We start from the raw sequence: 17,098 nt of genomic DNA, 5'->3' as shown, positions 1-17,098 counted from the left end.
GGCGGGCACTGATCCGCCGGCCGTTGGCATCCAGCACACTAAACGCCAGCGGCACATTGGCCGGCACGGCAAATTTAACAGAGCCATCCGGTTCGACCGGCACATAGCCGATGATTTCGCGCAGCGACTGCGCACGGCTGCGACCAAACGCGATAGGATCGAAATCCAGTGTATCGTCATCCGGGATTGATACCGCTTTAACCACGCGTAAAAATCGAGCCGGACGCTGGTTGGCGCTGTACTGCATAGGGTCACGCAGATTCTCAATACCAGCACCGCTTAAATCTTCACCGCCAAAATCATACACACTGCGAATATGCACCGACGCCATCTGTTCTGCAGCCAATTCAGTGTCGCTCAGTCCGGTTTGAGGGTCAGCCGGATAAGGTCTGGCCTGCAGGGCAACCACTTCGGTATAAGCCTGCCCCTCCTGTGCCACACTCACCACCCGCTGGGTGTTCTGTGCTGCATCAAATATCCATAGCCCAAACAGCAGCGGCGCTTCCTCTATATCGGCTGTCGCCAGTAATTCCTCGCTACAAGGCAGGATTTTACGCTCCGGATCGTCTGCCGCCTGCGTGGGATCGTAGACCCGGCACTGGCTCCAGGCGACTAGCATACGCTGACTGCCGTCCCACAAAGGGTAAGCACCGGCAAAACGGCCACCGGGTGAAATACTGCCATCCACGCTCAAATTGGCGAATAGAGGATTCGTTTGCGCGTTGCTGCCGGCGGCAAAACTGGGCAGTTCCAGCTCAGTAAATTGCAAGGGATCAATGGCGACAAATTCGCTATGCAGCAAGGGGCCATTAGCCGGTAATAACTGTGCCAGCAGATTGCCATCCGGCATCAGTTGGCCTTTTACGAAATGCACCCGTTGTGGTCGTGGTGCCTGGGTATGGCTATGCCGGCCGTACATAAAGGCTAACTGGCTGCCATCGCTCTGCATACTGTACAGATGCATGCCTTTGTCACTACCAGCTCTGTCCCAGCGACTGAAAAGGATTCTGCCGTCGGATAACAGAACAGGATCGAGATCGTGACTCTGATTAAAACTGATTTGCTGAATATCAGTGCCATCCGCGTTCATGACATGCAGCACAAACGCCGGTCCACCCATCGATTCTTCCAGGCTCTGATATTGCGGTTTGCCTTCATCCAGCAAGATAGCCTGATTAGCCTGTTGGCGGGTGGAACTGAATAAAATGCGTCCATCGGCCAGATAAGTCGGACTGACATCCTGACCACCTTCAGCAATGCGATCATCGCTGATAATGCGGCGCAGTTGGTCGGTGTCACGAGTATATTCCCACAGGTTCCAGCTGGGTTGTTCGTCATCGTCCACGTCTTCCAACTCTGGCGCGCGCATGGCAAATAACAGACGATTGCCATCGTAGGAAACACTTAGATCTTTCACGTCATACAGTGGCGCCTCTGCCTGCCCTTCCACGGCAAACGCCCTGTCGGTGATGTTTATCTCTGTGGCTGAAGTTGACGCGCGAGCTTTGATATACAACGCCGCGCCAGGAATAAATTGCTCGGGGCGAAATAAGTCTAGTTGCAAGGCTTGTTGATCTTCATCCAGCAGAACATGTCGCTTGATAAAGGCCAACGGCACATCCACCACCACGGGATCCGGGTTTTGCCGATTATCCACCAGCGACTCACCGCCGCAGGCCACCAACAGCAAGGTGGCCAAGGCACATAAACACTGATGACGAAGATTAAACAGCAAGTCTCTTTCTCCTGATGGGTAGCGTTAACCGCGACTCGGCTCGCACAAAAGTGTAGTCAATGAAGCTGGTAACCCGGAATAAACCCTTATTAACCTCATTTATCTTTTCACCCCACACCATTAGGCTCAATGCACGCAATCATCATTAGGAATAGTTTTTGATACCCATCGCCTCAACGAACGCGCTGTAGTTGTGATTTTTTAGCCACCGAACGGCACACACGTCCCTTGCTATTTGGGGTATACCGCTGGAAAACGACTATATTCAATGGGTGCAAATGACACACATCGACTTGTTCGGTTTACTTCTGCCACACGCTTAAGCATGCGTAATGAGCTGAATCCCAAATGTAAGGATATTGGGAGAAATGGGTATCAAAACGCACACGCATGCATGGCCCAGCATATCGCACCAACAATCGCAATTGTGAACAATAGCAGTATGTCGGCAACAGACAGGAGATCCGTCTTGAAAATCCGTCACCATGCAAAGCTCCCTATATTTGCAGTCCTTGCGTTACTCAGCGTATTTCCGTCTCAGGCCGGCACATTAGAACAAGCCAAGCGCATGCATGACAGACTGGCAGGCGTTCCAGCCGATAACGCCACCTTGCAGCAAATGGCCGACCTGATTGAACTTGGCGACACCCAGCAGGCTGCACAGATCGCCATGCAAAATCCGGCGTTTTACCGTACGACCCTGAAAAACTGGATCACGCCCTGGACCAACGAAGACGCAGATATTTTCCAGCCGTTGAATGATTACAGTGCCACTGTGATCGGCATGATCCGTGACGATGTGGATTTTCGCCTAATCCTCAGTGGCGACATCCTGTATACCGGTGCCAGCAACCTGAACCTGCCGGCGTATTCTGGCAACAACAATGCCCACTATGAAGCATTGGAAGAGCGCCAACTCGACCTGCAAACTGCATTGGTGCGGCAAACACAGTCGGCCATTACCGGCCTGCCAGCCGAGGCGACGGCTGGCATCATGACCAGCCGCGCCGCGGCCAAAGCCTATTTCAGTGATGGCACCAACCGTGCCATGTTTCGTTTTACCCTGATCAATCATCTGTGTACTGATCTTGAGGCACTGAAAGATACCAGCCGAGTACCCGACAGAGTCCGTCAGGATGTCAGTCGCAGTCCGGGCGGCGACAGTCGTATTTATTTAAATTCCTGCGTGGGTTGCCACGCCGGGATGGATCCACTGGCCCAATCATTTGCTTACTACAACTATCAGTACAGCGACAATATCGACACAGGCCAGTTGCAATACAGCGCTAATGCGGTGCAAGCCAAATATCTGATCAATGCCAACAATTTCATTCATGGCTTTATTACACCCGACGACAGCTGGCGTAACTATTGGCGTGAAGGCAAGAATGCCAGCCTTGGATGGTCAAACGCGCTGCCTGGTACAGGAAAGGGTGCGAAAAGCATGGGCGAAGAATTGGCCAATAGCACCGCTTTTGCGTCCTGCCAGGTAAAGAAAGTATTTGAAAATGTCTGCCTGCGTAAACCGCAAGACGCGGCCGATCGCAGCCAGATTGACGCAATGACACAGAATTTCAGCGCCAATGGCTACGCGCTAAAAGACGTATTTGCCGACGCGGCCGGCTATTGCATGGGAGATTGAGATGTATAAACGCCTCCTGACCACAGTGTTACTGCTCGCCGGCTTGGCTGGTTGCGGCGGGGAAACCGTCAGCCCAACTCAAACCCCGACACCACCGCCGGTGGATAATTCGCCGATCAACTACGCCGGTCCGCCCCCCAGCACAGATGACGTACAGCAGTTTAAGCTGGCGCTATGGGACAATATTTCCGGCAAAGATCGCTGTGGTGCCTGTCACGTGCAGAGCAGCCAATCACCGCATTTTGCCCGTAATGATGACATCAATCAGGCTTATGCTGCTGCTAATCCACTGGTGAATCTGAACGAACCGGACAAATCAGCTCTGGTGACGAAAGTCGCCGGTGGACACAATTGCTGGCTGACCAGTGACAGTGCCTGCGCCGACATTCTGACCACCTGGATTGCCAATTGGGGGCAAAATGAGCAAACCAGCAATCAGATCAAGCTCACGGTGCCACCGGATATTCAACCCGGCAGCAGTAAGAACTTTCCGGCTGACAGCCAGTTATTTGCCGACAATGTTTATCCGCTGCTGAGTGCCCATTGTGCCGACTGCCATAAGAGCAATGCCAGTGTGCCAATTTCACCCTATTTTGCCAGTGAAAATCAGGACGAAGCTTATCAGGCCGCCAAAGTGCGTATCGACCTAGATAACCCGTTTGCCTCCCGTTTGGTCGGCCGATTAGCCAACGAGTTCCACAACTGCTGGTCGAATTGCAGTAACGATGCCGAAGCACTACGCATTGCAATTCAGGCTATGGCCGACGGCATCGACGTTAGTGAACTGGATACCGAGCTTGTGGCCAGCCGCGCATTAACCTTGCCGGACGGTACCATCGCCAGCGGTGGTGGCCGGTATGAATCTGCGGTGATCGCCAAATGGGAATTCAAAACGGGCAGCGGTGCCACCGCGTTTGATACCAGTGGTGTTGAACCCGCTATCGATCTAACCCTGAGTGGCGGCTACAGCTGGATAGGCGGCTGGGGCGTGCAGTTTACCAACGGGCGCGCTCAGGGCAGTACGAGTAGCAGCAAAAAACTCTACGACCTGCTCAGTGCCACTGGAGAATTTTCAATCGAAGCTTGGGTGGTGCCTGCGAATGTCACCCAAGAAGGGCCCGCGCGGATCCTGAGCTACTCTGGCGGAAGGGAATCCCGCAACTTGATGCTGGGGCAGACCCTCTACAACTACGATTTCCAACTTCGCCACAGCAATACGGATTTCGACGGCTTACCTTCATTGTCTACCGCTGATGGCGACGAGCGCGTACAGGCCTCACTGCAGCATGTAGTGATTAGCTACGATCCCATCAATGGCCGCCGTTTATACGTCAATGGCCAATTTACCGGCGATGCCGATCCCTCTGCTATCGGGGATTTTAATCAATGGAATGACAGTTATGCGCTGGTGATCGGTAACGAGGTGTCCGGTGATCGCCCCTGGGCTGGCAGCGTGCGCTTTGTGGCTATTCATAACCGCGCGCTGACCGACGAACAGATTCAACAAAACTTCGATGTGGGTGTCGGGCAAAAATTCTACCTGTTGTTTGGCATCACTCACCTGATTGACGTACCACAGGCATATGTAGTGTTTACCGTCAGCCAGTTCGATAACTTCAGCTATTTGTTTAGCGAACCCTGGTTCATCAGCCTGGATGATAATGCCAGCATCCCGGCTACTGCCTTAAACGGTATACGTTTGGGGATTAATGGCCGCGAACTGGTCGCCGGCCAGGCGTTTGCCAATGTGCAACAAACCCTCGGGCAGGATTATACTGCCGGCAGCGGCCAGTTTCTGTCGCGTCTCGGCACCCTGGTCCCGGTGGATAAGGGCGTCGAGACGGACGAATTCTTCCTGACCTTTGATAAATTGGGTAGCCATGATTATGTGCGGGTGGAAGCCGATGCGCCGCAACCTGTCAGCGTGGTTGATTTAACCCCGCAACCTGAGGTAGGCATGCGCAATTTCGCCGAAATTAATGCCAGTATGGCCGCCGTCACCGGCGTGTCACTGACCAATCCACAAATAGAGGCGACCTACGCCAATCTGCGTCAGCAATTGCCGACGGTCACCGGACTGAGCAGTTTCGTTGCCTCTAACCAAATGGCCATTACCCAGATGGCCATCAAATACTGCGATCAACTGGTCGAAGACAGCCAATTACGCAGTGCGTTCTTCAGCGGCTTCGATTTCAATCAACCGGCCAGCACGGCATTTGCCAGTCAGGATCGTAATTTATTGTTCGACCCACTGATGAGCAAAATGCTGGGCGATAATTTACTCAGCCAGCCACAGTTTTCGTCGGTGCGTAACGAATTGAACGCGTTGGTAGATAAACTCAGCCAGTGCAATGGTGTTGCCGCCTGCGACAGTCGCTATACCGCCACCATAGTAAAAGCCAGCTGTGCCGCCGTGCTCGGCAGTGCCGCCCTGAGTATGCAATAAAGGTGACACCATGAAAAAGTTTACCCGTTATCAAAATTTACCCGTCGATGCGCCACTGTTGCATGCCGATCATGCCCGCCCAATGACACGACGAGATTTTATTGCTCAGGGTTTGAAGGCCGGCGTCGCGACGCTGATGGGCACTTCAGTGTTTGGCTTGTTTGCCAATCCCCGTATGGCCATGGCCGAACTGTCCAGTGATTTGGAAGCCCTCAAGGCCAGTTGCGGGATAGCAACCCAGGGTGCAGGTAAAATCCCGTTTATCGTGTTTGATTTGGCCGGAGGCGCTAACATCGCCGGTTCCAATGTACTGGTCGGAAAACGTGGCGGCCAGCTGGATTTTCTCAGCTCCGCCGGGTACAGCAAACTGGGGATCCCGGGCGATATGATCCCTTCGATCAGTAATCCGCAAACCGGCTTAAGTGATTTTATTAACAGTGAATTCGGCCTGGCTTTTCACGCTGACAGCGCATTTTTGCGTGGCATGCAGGAACGAGTCGCGGTTGGCAACCGCGCCAATATAAACGGTGCTGTGATACCGGCGCGCAGCGAAAATGACACAGGTAACAACCCGCATAATCCTATGTATGGAATTAACCGGGTTGGTGCAGACGGTTCTTTGCTAACCCTAATCGGTTCGCGTAATTCAGAATCTGGCGGCAATTCGATGGCACCCGCAGCGATGATTGACCCGGCTAAACGCCCCACCAAAATCGATAGGCCGTCAGATGTCACCGGACTGGTTGATACCGGCGATTTGATTGGTCTGCTTAGTCAACAGGACTCAGTCGCGGTGCTGGAATCAATACAGCGTATAAGCGACATGAAACTCGCCCGTACCGATACTGGCATCAGTACCGATGCAGTAGTGAAGGATTTAGTCCGTTGTGGCTATGTAAAAAGCGCCGATATTGCCGACCGCTTTGGTGACCCCAGTAGCTTAAATCCGGCGCTGGACCCTAATCTGGTCGGTAGCAGCGGGATCTTCAGTCAGGAGGAATTCGACAGTAACGCCGAATTCAGTAAAACCGCTTCGGTATTGAAACTGGTCATGAATGGCTATGCCGGTGCCGGCACGATCACCATGGGCGGCTTCGATTATCACACTGGGGATCGCAGCACCGGTGAACGGCGCGATTTCCGCGCCGGCCAGTGCATGGGCGCCTGTCTGGAGTACGCAGCGCGCCTGGGGATGCCGCTGATGATGTACGTAATGAGCGATGGCGCAGTGGCCAGTAACGGCAGCATAGATGACTCGATGGACGGTCGCGGCAAAGGCGTTTGGACCGGCGACAACAGTTCAACTGCCGCAAGTTTCTTCCTGGTCTACAATCCCGGTGGCGCCCCGCAACTTATCGGAGCCACTATGGAGCAGCAGGCCCAACATCAGCAACTTGGCTTTATGCGGGCAGATGCATCGGTGGAAACTGCCTCATCACCAGCCGCGAATAACGTCAACCTGCTAGTGGAGACTGTGATTCTCAACTATCTGGCGTTACATGGCGAACAACATCTGTTCAGTAATTATTTCCCCGGTCATGGATTGGGTAATGCGACTCTGATGGACAGCCTGACCGCGTTTGAACCGATAGTGAATGGCACGATTAGCTGAGGCATGTGCCTCAGCCACATCAAACCGGTAGTTAGCGTTGCAAGCCCTGGCTATAATGCAGGCGGCGTTCGCTGTCCATAATAATCGCTTCATACCCCGGGATGCGATTGATCAAGTCCATCCCCTCTTGCACTCCTAGTACAAACACCGCCGTGGACAGGCCGTCAGTCAAAGTACTCAGCGGCCCGGAAATCGACACAGATTGCACTTCATGGGCAGATTGGCCGGTCTTGGGGGATAAAATATGATGGTAACGCACCCCATTCTCTTCAAAAAAACGTTCATAATCACCGGATGTCGACAGGGCAATGTTTTCTAGCGGCAGCACCACGGCCTGACGATCTCGATTGCGCGGATCACGTATCCCGACGATCCAGGGCTTGCCTCGTTTATCGCCTAACAAACCAGTGTCGCCCCCTGCGGTCACTAACGCATGCTCAATGCCTAATGCGCGTAATTTTTCCAGAGCCTGATCTACCGCATGACCTTTGGCGATGCCTCCCAGATCAATTTTGACATCAGGATGATTGAAATACACTGTGTGCTTAGCCTCGTCCAATAAAACCAGACGGTAATTTATATGTCTTATTGCATGCTGTAATTGTGCATCGGTCGGCTTTTGGTGCTGGCGATAATCATATAGAAAACCGGCGCTGGCGAAGGTGATATCAAACGCACCGTGACTACGCTGTGAGATGTTCTGTGCGGTTTGCAGTAACTCAAACATCTCGTCACTGACCAACATCGGCGCGCTGGCAGCCTCTCGGTTAATGCGGCTCAATTCACTGTCTGTCTTATAACTGCTCATCAGGTTATCGATGCGATGGATCTCGGCCACCACCGCGGCTAAACCCTGATGCGCCTGACCTTCGGACTCCGCCCATAATTCAATGTGGATATTGGTACCCATTATGCTGTGCTGCTCGCTGTACCAATCGGCATGGCTCAGCGAGGAAAAAGCCAGCATGCAGATAGCCATAGTTGTTTTGCCCATCGTCTTACTCTGTTTGTAATGTTCTTTGGCTCTATTGTGTGTATTCGACCGGGATCAAGCAATGCTGAATAATCCGCAAGATGATGCAGTGTTATACCTTTATTTGAACGGCTAGCTGCTTCACCATTTGCAACACCCGCACACACCACATTGATAACGTTTTTTGTGTTTTTAGCCATTATTTGCGTGAATCGGGTAAAACAACGTTTGATGCGCTTTTTGGGGATTTGCATCCACACAACTCCAACGATTGACTTGCGTCCCGCTGCCCAAAATTGCTAATTGGCTGACCAATATCGTATAGCGTTTTTCACAACCAAGCCGAAACATAAATATCGCGCAGGCTTGAATAATCCTCTATAAATCATAGACTTTCATCATATCCATCAGGGAAGCCGATATGCCCACTTCTAGTCCTTTTGATATGTTCGTCAATGAGCGCGTGCTTTACGTCAAATTACGTGGCGTATGGACTCCAGAAATAACTAAAACTGCACTATTGCAGGTGCAAAGACACATGCTGCCGCTATGCAACCAACCGTGGGCTGCCTATGTGGATATGCTGGATTGGATCATGCCGAGTATTGAAGCAATGAATGGTTTCGCACAAATCTATCAATGGTGTATCGAGCATAACCAAACCCATGAGGCAACAATTTGTAAGTTCTCAATGCAACGTCAAATCGTGCAAAACGCCAGCGATTACAATCAGGACACGCAAATTTATACCTCCTCTCCGGCTGAAGCAGTGACCTGGTTAAACAATCATGGATTTAGTGCTTCAGTGCCTGGTTTTACGCGCAATCATGTAGCGCTAGTGCCATCTGATTAATACACTGATGAGCCTCCAGCTGCGCCAGCCACGGCTGAGGGATCCCATTAAGCCCGTGCATTGCCCCCCAAAGGTTACCCGCAATACTGCCAGTAGAGTCAGAGTCGCCGCCATGACTTACGCTATAGTTGATTAACTGGCTAAAATCTTTCGCCACAAGCACACAATACAACGCAATAGCTAACGCCTCCTCTGCTACCCAGCCTTCACCTAGCATTTGTATCGCCTGACGATGGCTCAACCCGGTGGCCGATAGCATTAAAGCTCGTTGCACACTCAGTAAGGTTTCCTCATGACCATTGTGTCGTTGCAGTTCCCGTAACCCAACATCAATGGCAGCACGCAATGTCATCCCCTGAATTAAACAGCGGATAACAACGGCAAAAAGGCCGGCTGACAGGTATCCCGTCGGATGGCCGTGCGTGACATGCGCACACAGGGATCCAAGGCGAAAAGTCACCTCATCTGATAAGGCCTTACGGACGGCAAATAAGCCAACCGGCGCGGCGCGCATCACGCCACCACATCCCTTACTCTCGTTTTCTGCCAGAGCCTGTAGGCTTGGCTTGTTGCGCAGCGCGGTAATACAGGTAATGCCTGGTGCCCGACGGGCATTGAGGGAAGGCACATTGAGCAAATGACTGGTGTAAGTTAACGGCAGTGGCGAGGCTTCTTGTTGAGTATTTAACCAGTGCAAATACGCCTGATTGAAGTAACTGATGACCTGTTCAGAGCTGCAGTCTCCATCGCTGCTGGCTTGCAGTAATGCCTCACAGGTAAACAGGGTCATCTGGGTGTCATCCGTAATCGCCCCCAATTTTCCGTAGGCTTGATAAAACTGATTGACGCCCTCACCGTGGGTCAGGCTGTCAATTTCAACACTGCTCATAAATTCAACCGGCGCTCCCATGGCATCACCTATCGCCCCGGCCAACAGGCATCCACTAAAACGCTCTGCTATCGCTGTCATTTTTATACGTCCTGTATCTACCACAAATGACTGAAAAGATGATTAATGTAATAGCCGCAATGTGGCTGGCACAATGGCTAAATTCTTACAAAAAAGCCCGGCAATGGCCGGGCTTTTTTTATCTTACTAGATACTTAGAACTGGGTACGGAAACGTACACCAAATTCGCTGGCATCGTTAGACAGAATACGCAGAACATAGTCACCGGTATTCAGACGGGCATTGTCATAACGCTCGTCGAAGATGTTGCGACCGTACAGAGACACAGTGTAAGCATCGTTAGCCGGGGTGTAAGACACGTTGAAGTTAGTCAATGCACGTGATTCCAGCTGAGTAAGACGACCTTCATCTGAACTTGGCTCACCGTACATGTCATCGCGGTAAGAGTAGTCTACGCGGAATTCAACTTCTGCACCGCTAGCCAATGTTGTGCTGTAGCTTGGGCTTAAAGACAGCGTCCATTTTGGCGTTAATGGCGCGACAGGTTTTACACCATCCTGCTCTTGCACATCAACATCCATGAAACCAACGCTGCTGTGCAGTTTGAAGTGGTCGCCAAAATAAGCCGTTGATTCCCACTCCACACCGCGAGAGGTTTGTTCAACTACCAGATTGCTGGTATTGAAGCCACCTTCGGCTGTAGTGCTCACCTGATAAGGCAGGTCAGTGAACTTGGTATTGAATACCGCGATGCTCATGCTGAAATCAGCTGTCACTTCGCCTTTTACACCCATCTCGTAGTTGATCGCCTTGATGTTATCAGAGGCAGAGAAACACGCTGGGTCACCGCCAAACAGGCAGTAAGGACGGGCTGGGTACTGACCAGACTGGTAACCGTTCTGGATAGAGCCATATACGTTCAGGCCATTGTCCATGGTGTAGTTGGCTGACAGATCAAACGTCCACTCGTTCCAGTTATCTTCAGAGAATACGCGGCCTAACGCAGCACCTACATCAGCATCTGCAACTTTTTTATCCATGGTGTAACGTACGCCACCCGATACACGCAGATCTTCAATTACATCCATACCCAGGTTGACGAATACCGCTTTACTGGTGGTCTTTTGGTGCAGAGATAACAGGTTAGGACCGCCATTGAAGCTGGAGTCTTCACCCTGCAGGTTGCTGCCTTTTTCGGTGAAGTAATACAGGCCAGACACGAAGTCTACGTCGCCCACATAACCATTTACCTGGAACTCAACTGAGGTTTGATCCGCTTCACCATGCTCCGGGTAATGATCCAGCTCATAGATAGTGCCGTCGTCATCCAGACCCGCTTTATATTGAGAACTACGGTTGCTCAGAATCACTTTTGAAGACAGAGTATCAGTCCAGTTCCAGTCAGCAGTCAAAGATTGACCACGGGCACTGTTAGATACGCTGCTTACCGCTGCCGTACCGGTGGCATTGTCATAAATATTTTCCGCTACATCCGCGTTGGTCAGTGGACCGAACGGGAATGGAACGCCCCAACGACCGCCTTGTGCATAGGCACCATTTGGTACTTCGTCGATCATTACAGTGTAAGGACGCAGACCACCTTTACCGTCGTTGGCATCAGCGGTGTACACCAGGCTGAAGTCTTTGCTCGGCGCATATTTCACTGACACGCGGCCGTACATTTCCTGAGTTTCACCCACATCATATTCTGCATTTGGCAGGTTGATGAATTTACCCAGACCGTCACGCTGGTTGTAACCCATATTGAAGTTGAACGATACATCTTCGCTCAAACCGTGGTTAACGAACACGTCCCCCTTCAGGCGGCCGCGCGTACCGGTTTCCACGCTAACAATGGTTTTGTCCTGCGCATTAGGCTGTTTAGTAATGATGTTAATCGCACCACCGATAGAGTTACGGCCATACAGGGTACCCTGTGGGCCACGCAGCACTTCGATACGCTCGATGTTGTTGAGGTTCCAGTTTTGCCCTACCTGACGACCTAAGTAAACGCCATCCACGTAAACGCTTACGCCCGGATCTGTTGTGATCAGGTGGTCTTGCAAACCAATACCGCGAATGAATGGGTTAGCTGATGACGTGTGGCCTGCAGAGAAACCCGTGATATTCAGGTTAGGCACGAATTTACCTACGTCAGTCATGTCAGTGATGCCCTGAGAGGCCAGTGCTTCACCACTGAATGCACTCATGGCAATTGGTACTTCATAAATGACCTGCGAGCGTTTTGCTGCGGTTACCGTGATGGCTTCGATTTTTTGTTCGGTTGCCTGCTCCTGCTCAGTGGTTTGCTCCTGAGCATGTGCGGAAAATGCCACTGCAATAGCGCTGGCCAGCAGTGACGCATTAAAACGTCGGGTAAATGTAGCTTTCATGAGTGTCTCCAAAGGGCGCGCGGTATGACGACCACTTGCAATGCTTTAATTTTTTTGTCCCTCAAAACGTCACAAATAGTTCATCTGGCGTTTTTCAGGCAAAAAAAAGGTGCGGGTGCACCTCCTTTGGAACGGCATTATAGGTATGACCAGTTTAGAAAGTCAATTTTATTTCACTGACCATAAAAAACAGTGTTTACCCAGATTTACACTCACTTTCTCTAGCCGCAACCGTACAATTACGTACATTTAATGAGAAACGTAAAAATCCACAAGGTCTTTGAATGAAAAATACTTATTTTATATCAACGATTTAACCAAAGCCTTCACGGTGGTTTTGCTAATAAATAAAAAAACGCGCCTTTTAGACGCGTTTTTATTAAAAACGCTGATTTTTACTACTCTAGAATATCACCCGGAATGCGCACGTTGCCTTCCATTAACACCCTGGCGCTACGGCTCATAATGGCTTTCGTGACCTGCCATTTACCGTCCTGCTGAGTCGCTGCCGCGCCAACCCGTAAGGTACCTGAAGGGTGTCCGAAACGCACCGCCTCACGTTCTGTCCCGCCCGCGGCGAGATTCACCAATGTGCCGGGAATGGCCGCTGCCGTACCGATCGCCACAGCAGCCGTGCCCATCATGGCATGGTGTAATTTCCCCATGGAAAGGGCTCGCACATTCAGGTCGATATCATTGCCATCAATTTGCTTGCCACTGGAGGCGGTATAACTTTGCGGCGGCGCGACAAAGGCGATCTTTGGCGTATGCTGACGGGCAGCCGCCTCCGCCAAATCCTGAATCAGCCCCATTTTTAATGCGCCATAGGCCCGCAGCTTTTCGAATTTATCCAACGCTGACCCGTCACCATTTATGGCTTCCTGCAACTCGGTGCCGCAATAGCCAATATCCGCTGCGTTAACAAAAATCGTTGGGATCCCGGCGTTGATCATGGTTGCCTTTAAGCTACCAATCCCCGGCACGTCCAGTGTATCCACCACATTACCCGTGGGGAACATATCCCCTTCACCATCGGCCGGATCCATAAATTCGATCTGTACTTCTGCAGCCGGAAAAGTCACGCCATCCAACTCAAAGTCACCGGTTTCCTGCACCTCACCGTTGGTAATCGGCACATGAGCAATAATGGTTTTGCAGATATTGACCTGCCAGATGCGAATCGTCGCGATACCGTTTTGCGGGATGCGCGCCGCATCCACCAGACCATTACTAATCGCGAATGCGCCGACTGCCGCGGTTAAATTGCCGCAGTTACCACTCCAGTCAATAAAAGGTTTATCGATGGCGACCTGGCCAAACAGGTAATCCACATCATGCTCAGCTTTGTCACTTTTACTCAAAATCACGGTTTTGCTGGTACTGGACGTCGCGCCGCCCATGCCATCGGTGTGCTTGCCATAGGGATCCGGGCTACCAATCACGCGTAGCAATATTGCATCGCGCATATCACCGGGCTGCTGCGCCACTTCCGGTAAATCCTGCAACCGAAAAAACACGCCTTTCGACGTACCGCCGCGCATGTAGGTGGCGGGAATTTTTATCTGTGGTTTAAACATTTTTCATATCCTGAATAAATCCCGCAACGATGTGGCGGTACGTCGGTAATGCGCCAGCATTACCAAACACCACAGGTGTTTGCGAGCAAGGAAAAATCACACTTTTTCCGCCGCGACCAAGCGCAACGCGCGTAAACCACAGTCACCGCCACGCATGTAGGTGGCGGGAATTTTTATCTGTGGTTTGAACATTCATTCAATCCTTTTAAATTCAGATCACTCAGAAAGTCTGAGCAGGAAAAATGGTGGTGGCTGAGTTCAGGCCGCGAAGGCAGCGCGCAGTGTACAAAGCGTACATGAGCACTGCCGCCAAAGGCATGGGCACAGCCAACCCATTTCTACGCTTCAGATGCCAAGAAGTCTTGGGCAAAGCGTTGCAACACCCCACCCGCACTGTACACAGACACTTCTTCCTGAGTATCCAGTCGACATTTCAACGTGACTTCGATTGTTTCTCCACTGCGACGGTGGATAACCAACGTCATATCGCAGCCCGGGCTGATATCCCCTTTTACATCGAAGGTTTCACTGCCATCGATAGCCAACGTGATACGGTCGGTACCCGCTTTAAACTCCAGCGGCAGCACGCCCATACCAATCAGATTGGTACGGTGAATGCGCTCAAAACCTTCGGCTACAATCACCTCTACACCGGCCAGACGCACACCTTTAGCCGCCCAGTCACGGGACGAGCCCTGGCCATAATCTTTACCGGCGATGATGCACAGCGGCTGACTGCGCTGCATGTAGGTTTCAATGACTTCCCACATGCGCATCACAGTGCCTTCGGGCTCCAGACGGGCCAAAGAGCCCTGCACCACTTCGCCGTTTTCCCGTACCATTTCATTAAACAGTTTTGGGTTAGCAAAGGTGGCGCGCTGCGCGGTCAGGTGATCGCCACGGTGGGTAGCGTAGGAGTTAAAGTCTTCTTCCGGCAACCCCATCTTGGCCAGATACTCTCCGGCAGCGCTGCTGGCCAGAATCGCATTAGACGGTGACAGGTGGTCGGTTGTGATGTTATCGCCGAGCACGGCCAGAGGACGCATGCCCTGCATGGTGCGTGGTGCAGCCAATGCGCCTTCCCAGTATGGCGGACGGCGAATATAGGTACTCATCTCACGCCAGTCATACAGCGGATTGTTGTCTTCACCGTATTCTACTTTCAGGTCAAACATTGGATCATAAACCTGACGGAACTGCTCAGGTTTAACATGCTTGGCGATAATTGCATCGATTTCTTCATCGCTTGGCCAGATATCTTTCAGGGTGACCGGATTACCATCTTGGTCAGTGCCTAACACATCTTTTTCAATATCGAAGCGCACAGAACCGGCAATCGCATAGGCTACTACCAACGGCGGTGAAGCTAAAAATGCCTGTTTCGCATAGGGGTGAATTCGGCCGTCGAAGTTACGGTTGCCGGATAAGACCGCCGTGGCATACAGGTCACGGTCGATAATTTCCTGTTGAATAGCCGGATCCAGTGCACCGCTCATGCCGTTACAGGTGGTACAGGCAAACGCGACCACACCAAAACCAAGCTGCTCCAGATCAGGTAATAAATTGGCATCTTCCAGATAAAGCTTTACCGCTTTAGAACCAGGTGCCAGTGATGTTTTCACCCACGGTTTACGGGTCAATCCCAACTTGTTTGCATTGCGTGCCAACAAACCAGCAGCAATCACGTTGCGCGGGTTACTGGTATTGGTACAGCTGGTAATCGCAGCAATAATCACCGCGCCATCCGGCATCAGGCCATCCTGCTGTTCATAGGCACCAGCGATGCCGGCTTTGGCAAGATCAGCCGTCGCAACCCGCTTATGTGGATTAGACGGCCCGGCCATGTTGCGGCCAACGCTGGATAAATCGAAACTTAAGGTACGCTCGTATTCGGCATGTTGCAGCGAGTCGGCCCACAGGCCACAGTGTTTGGCGTAGGTTTCCACCAGCTGCACCTGCTTCTCGTCACGCCCGGTCAGACGCAGATAGTCCAGCGTTTGTTGGTCGATAGAGAACATCGCCGCGCTGGCACCGTATTCCGGCGTCATATTCGAAATAGTGGCACGATCGCCCAGGGTCAGATGCGCCACACCCTCGCCATAAAACTCCAGATAGCTGGATACCACCCGCTCATTACGCAGGAACTCCGTCAGTGCCAGCACGATATCGGTCGCGGTAATGCCAGGCGCAGGTTTGCCAGTTAATTCAACACCGATGATATCTGGTAAGCGCATCCACGAAGCGCGCCCCAGCATCACATTTTCTGCTTCCAGACCGCCAACACCGATGGCGATCACGCCCAGAGCATCCACGTGAGGAGTATGACTGTCAGTACCGACCAGCGTGTCCGGAAAAGCCACCCCATCGCGGACCTGGATCACCGGTGACATCCGCTCCAGATTGATCTGGTGCATGATGCCGTTCCCCGGTGGGATCACATCGACATTTTTAAATGCGGTTTTGCACCAGTTAATAAAATGGAAGCGGTCGGCGTTTCGACGTTCTTCTACTGCGCGGTTTTTTTCAAAAGCGTCTGGTTCAAAACCCGCATGCTCTACGGCCAATGAGTGATCCACGATCAACTGAGTCGGCACCACCGGATTGACTTTCGCCGGGTCTCCACCTTGCTCAGCGATAGCGTCACGCAGTCCGGCTAAGTCAACCAACGCGGTCTGGCCGAGAATATCATGACAGACCACCCGGGCCGGGAACCACGGAAAATCCATATCACGCTTGCGCTCAATAATCTGGCTTAAGTATGCATTGATCTTGTCTGGCTCACCGCGGCGCACGATATTTTCCGCGTGCACGCGCGACACATAGGGTAAGCCCGCCCAGGCTCCGGGTTTAATGGCTTCAACCGCGGCCTGAGTATCATAAAAATCCAGATTAGTGCCCGGCAGTTTTTTACGAAATTGCGTATTCATAATCACTTTTGCGGACGGCTTGCACCGCCC

General features: G+C 51.9%; 9 protein-coding genes and 1 pseudogene. 4 read left to right on the top strand and 6 right to left on the bottom strand.

Annotated elements, in window-relative coordinates; all coding sequences use genetic code 11:
* Positions 1 to 1,735 (bottom strand): annotated as a pseudogene (locus TK45_RS00315) (hypothetical protein); the annotation flags it as partial.
* 469 nt (positions 1,736 to 2,204) lie between these two features.
* On the opposite strand from TK45_RS00315, the gene TK45_RS00310 reads away from it, so the two are divergent.
* Genes TK45_RS00310 through TK45_RS00300 form a run of 3 tightly spaced genes read left to right on the top strand, consistent with a single transcriptional unit; the run spans position 2,205 to position 7,435 of the window.
* Positions 2,205 to 3,377 carry a hypothetical protein gene (locus TK45_RS00310; RefSeq protein WP_371414239.1) on the top strand — a complete coding sequence of 391 codons (1,173 nt, stop codon included), beginning with the start codon at positions 2,205 to 2,207 and terminating at the stop codon, positions 3,375 to 3,377.
* A 1-nt stretch (position 3,378) separates the two neighbouring features.
* Positions 3,379 to 5,823 carry a LamG domain-containing protein gene (locus TK45_RS00305; protein ID WP_131256627.1) on the top strand — a complete coding sequence of 815 codons (2,445 nt, stop codon included), beginning with the start codon at positions 3,379 to 3,381 and terminating at the stop codon, positions 5,821 to 5,823.
* A 10-nt stretch (positions 5,824 to 5,833) separates the two neighbouring features.
* Positions 5,834 to 7,435: a general secretion pathway protein GspF gene (locus TK45_RS00300; RefSeq protein WP_131256626.1), complete on the top strand. Its 1,602-nt coding sequence runs from the start codon at positions 5,834 to 5,836 to the stop codon at positions 7,433 to 7,435.
* A gap of 31 nt (positions 7,436 to 7,466) precedes the next feature.
* On the opposite strand, the gene TK45_RS00295 is transcribed toward TK45_RS00300, so the two are convergent.
* On the bottom strand, positions 7,467 to 8,429 hold the full coding sequence (locus tag TK45_RS00295) for an FAD:protein FMN transferase (protein ID WP_131256625.1): 963 nt from the start codon (positions 8,427 to 8,429) through the stop codon (positions 7,467 to 7,469).
* 400 nt (positions 8,430 to 8,829) lie between these two features.
* Here TK45_RS00295 and TK45_RS00290 point away from each other — a divergent pair, with 400 nt between their 5' ends.
* The gene (locus tag TK45_RS00290; protein WP_131256624.1) at positions 8,830 to 9,261 is read left to right on the top strand and encodes a hypothetical protein; all 432 of its coding nucleotides are present in this window, start codon (positions 8,830 to 8,832) and stop codon (positions 9,259 to 9,261) included.
* On the opposite strand, the gene TK45_RS00285 is transcribed toward TK45_RS00290, so the two are convergent.
* The 4 genes from TK45_RS00285 to acnD form a co-directional block, all read right to left on the bottom strand.
* Positions 9,224 to 10,231 carry an ADP-ribosylglycohydrolase family protein gene (locus TK45_RS00285; protein WP_131256623.1) on the bottom strand — a complete coding sequence of 336 codons (1,008 nt, stop codon included), beginning with the start codon at positions 10,229 to 10,231 and terminating at the stop codon, positions 9,224 to 9,226. The two genes, TK45_RS00290 and TK45_RS00285, sit on opposite strands and share 38 nt — an antisense overlap.
* A 134-nt stretch (positions 10,232 to 10,365) precedes the next feature.
* On the bottom strand, positions 10,366 to 12,564 hold the full coding sequence (locus TK45_RS00280) for a TonB-dependent receptor (protein ID WP_131256622.1): 2,199 nt from the start codon (positions 12,562 to 12,564) through the stop codon (positions 10,366 to 10,368).
* 398 nt (positions 12,565 to 12,962) lie between these two features.
* The gene (prpF, locus tag TK45_RS00275) at positions 12,963 to 14,141 is read right to left on the bottom strand and encodes a 2-methylaconitate cis-trans isomerase PrpF (RefSeq protein WP_131256621.1); all 1,179 of its coding nucleotides are present in this window, start codon (positions 14,139 to 14,141) and stop codon (positions 12,963 to 12,965) included.
* A gap of 338 nt (positions 14,142 to 14,479) precedes the next feature.
* Positions 14,480 to 17,068, bottom strand: coding sequence for a Fe/S-dependent 2-methylisocitrate dehydratase AcnD (gene acnD / locus TK45_RS00270; RefSeq protein ID WP_131256620.1), 2,589 nt, complete (start codon positions 17,066 to 17,068; stop codon positions 14,480 to 14,482).
* Positions 17,069 to 17,098: the final 30 nt, after the last annotated feature.

It is taken from the genome of Bowmanella sp. JS7-9 (assembly GCF_004329715.1).
Lineage (GTDB): Bacteria > Pseudomonadota > Gammaproteobacteria > Enterobacterales > Alteromonadaceae > Pseudobowmanella > Pseudobowmanella zhangzhouensis.
The sequence above is the reverse complement of the archived record's forward strand: the minus strand, read 5'-3'. Positions and strand labels throughout refer to the sequence as shown.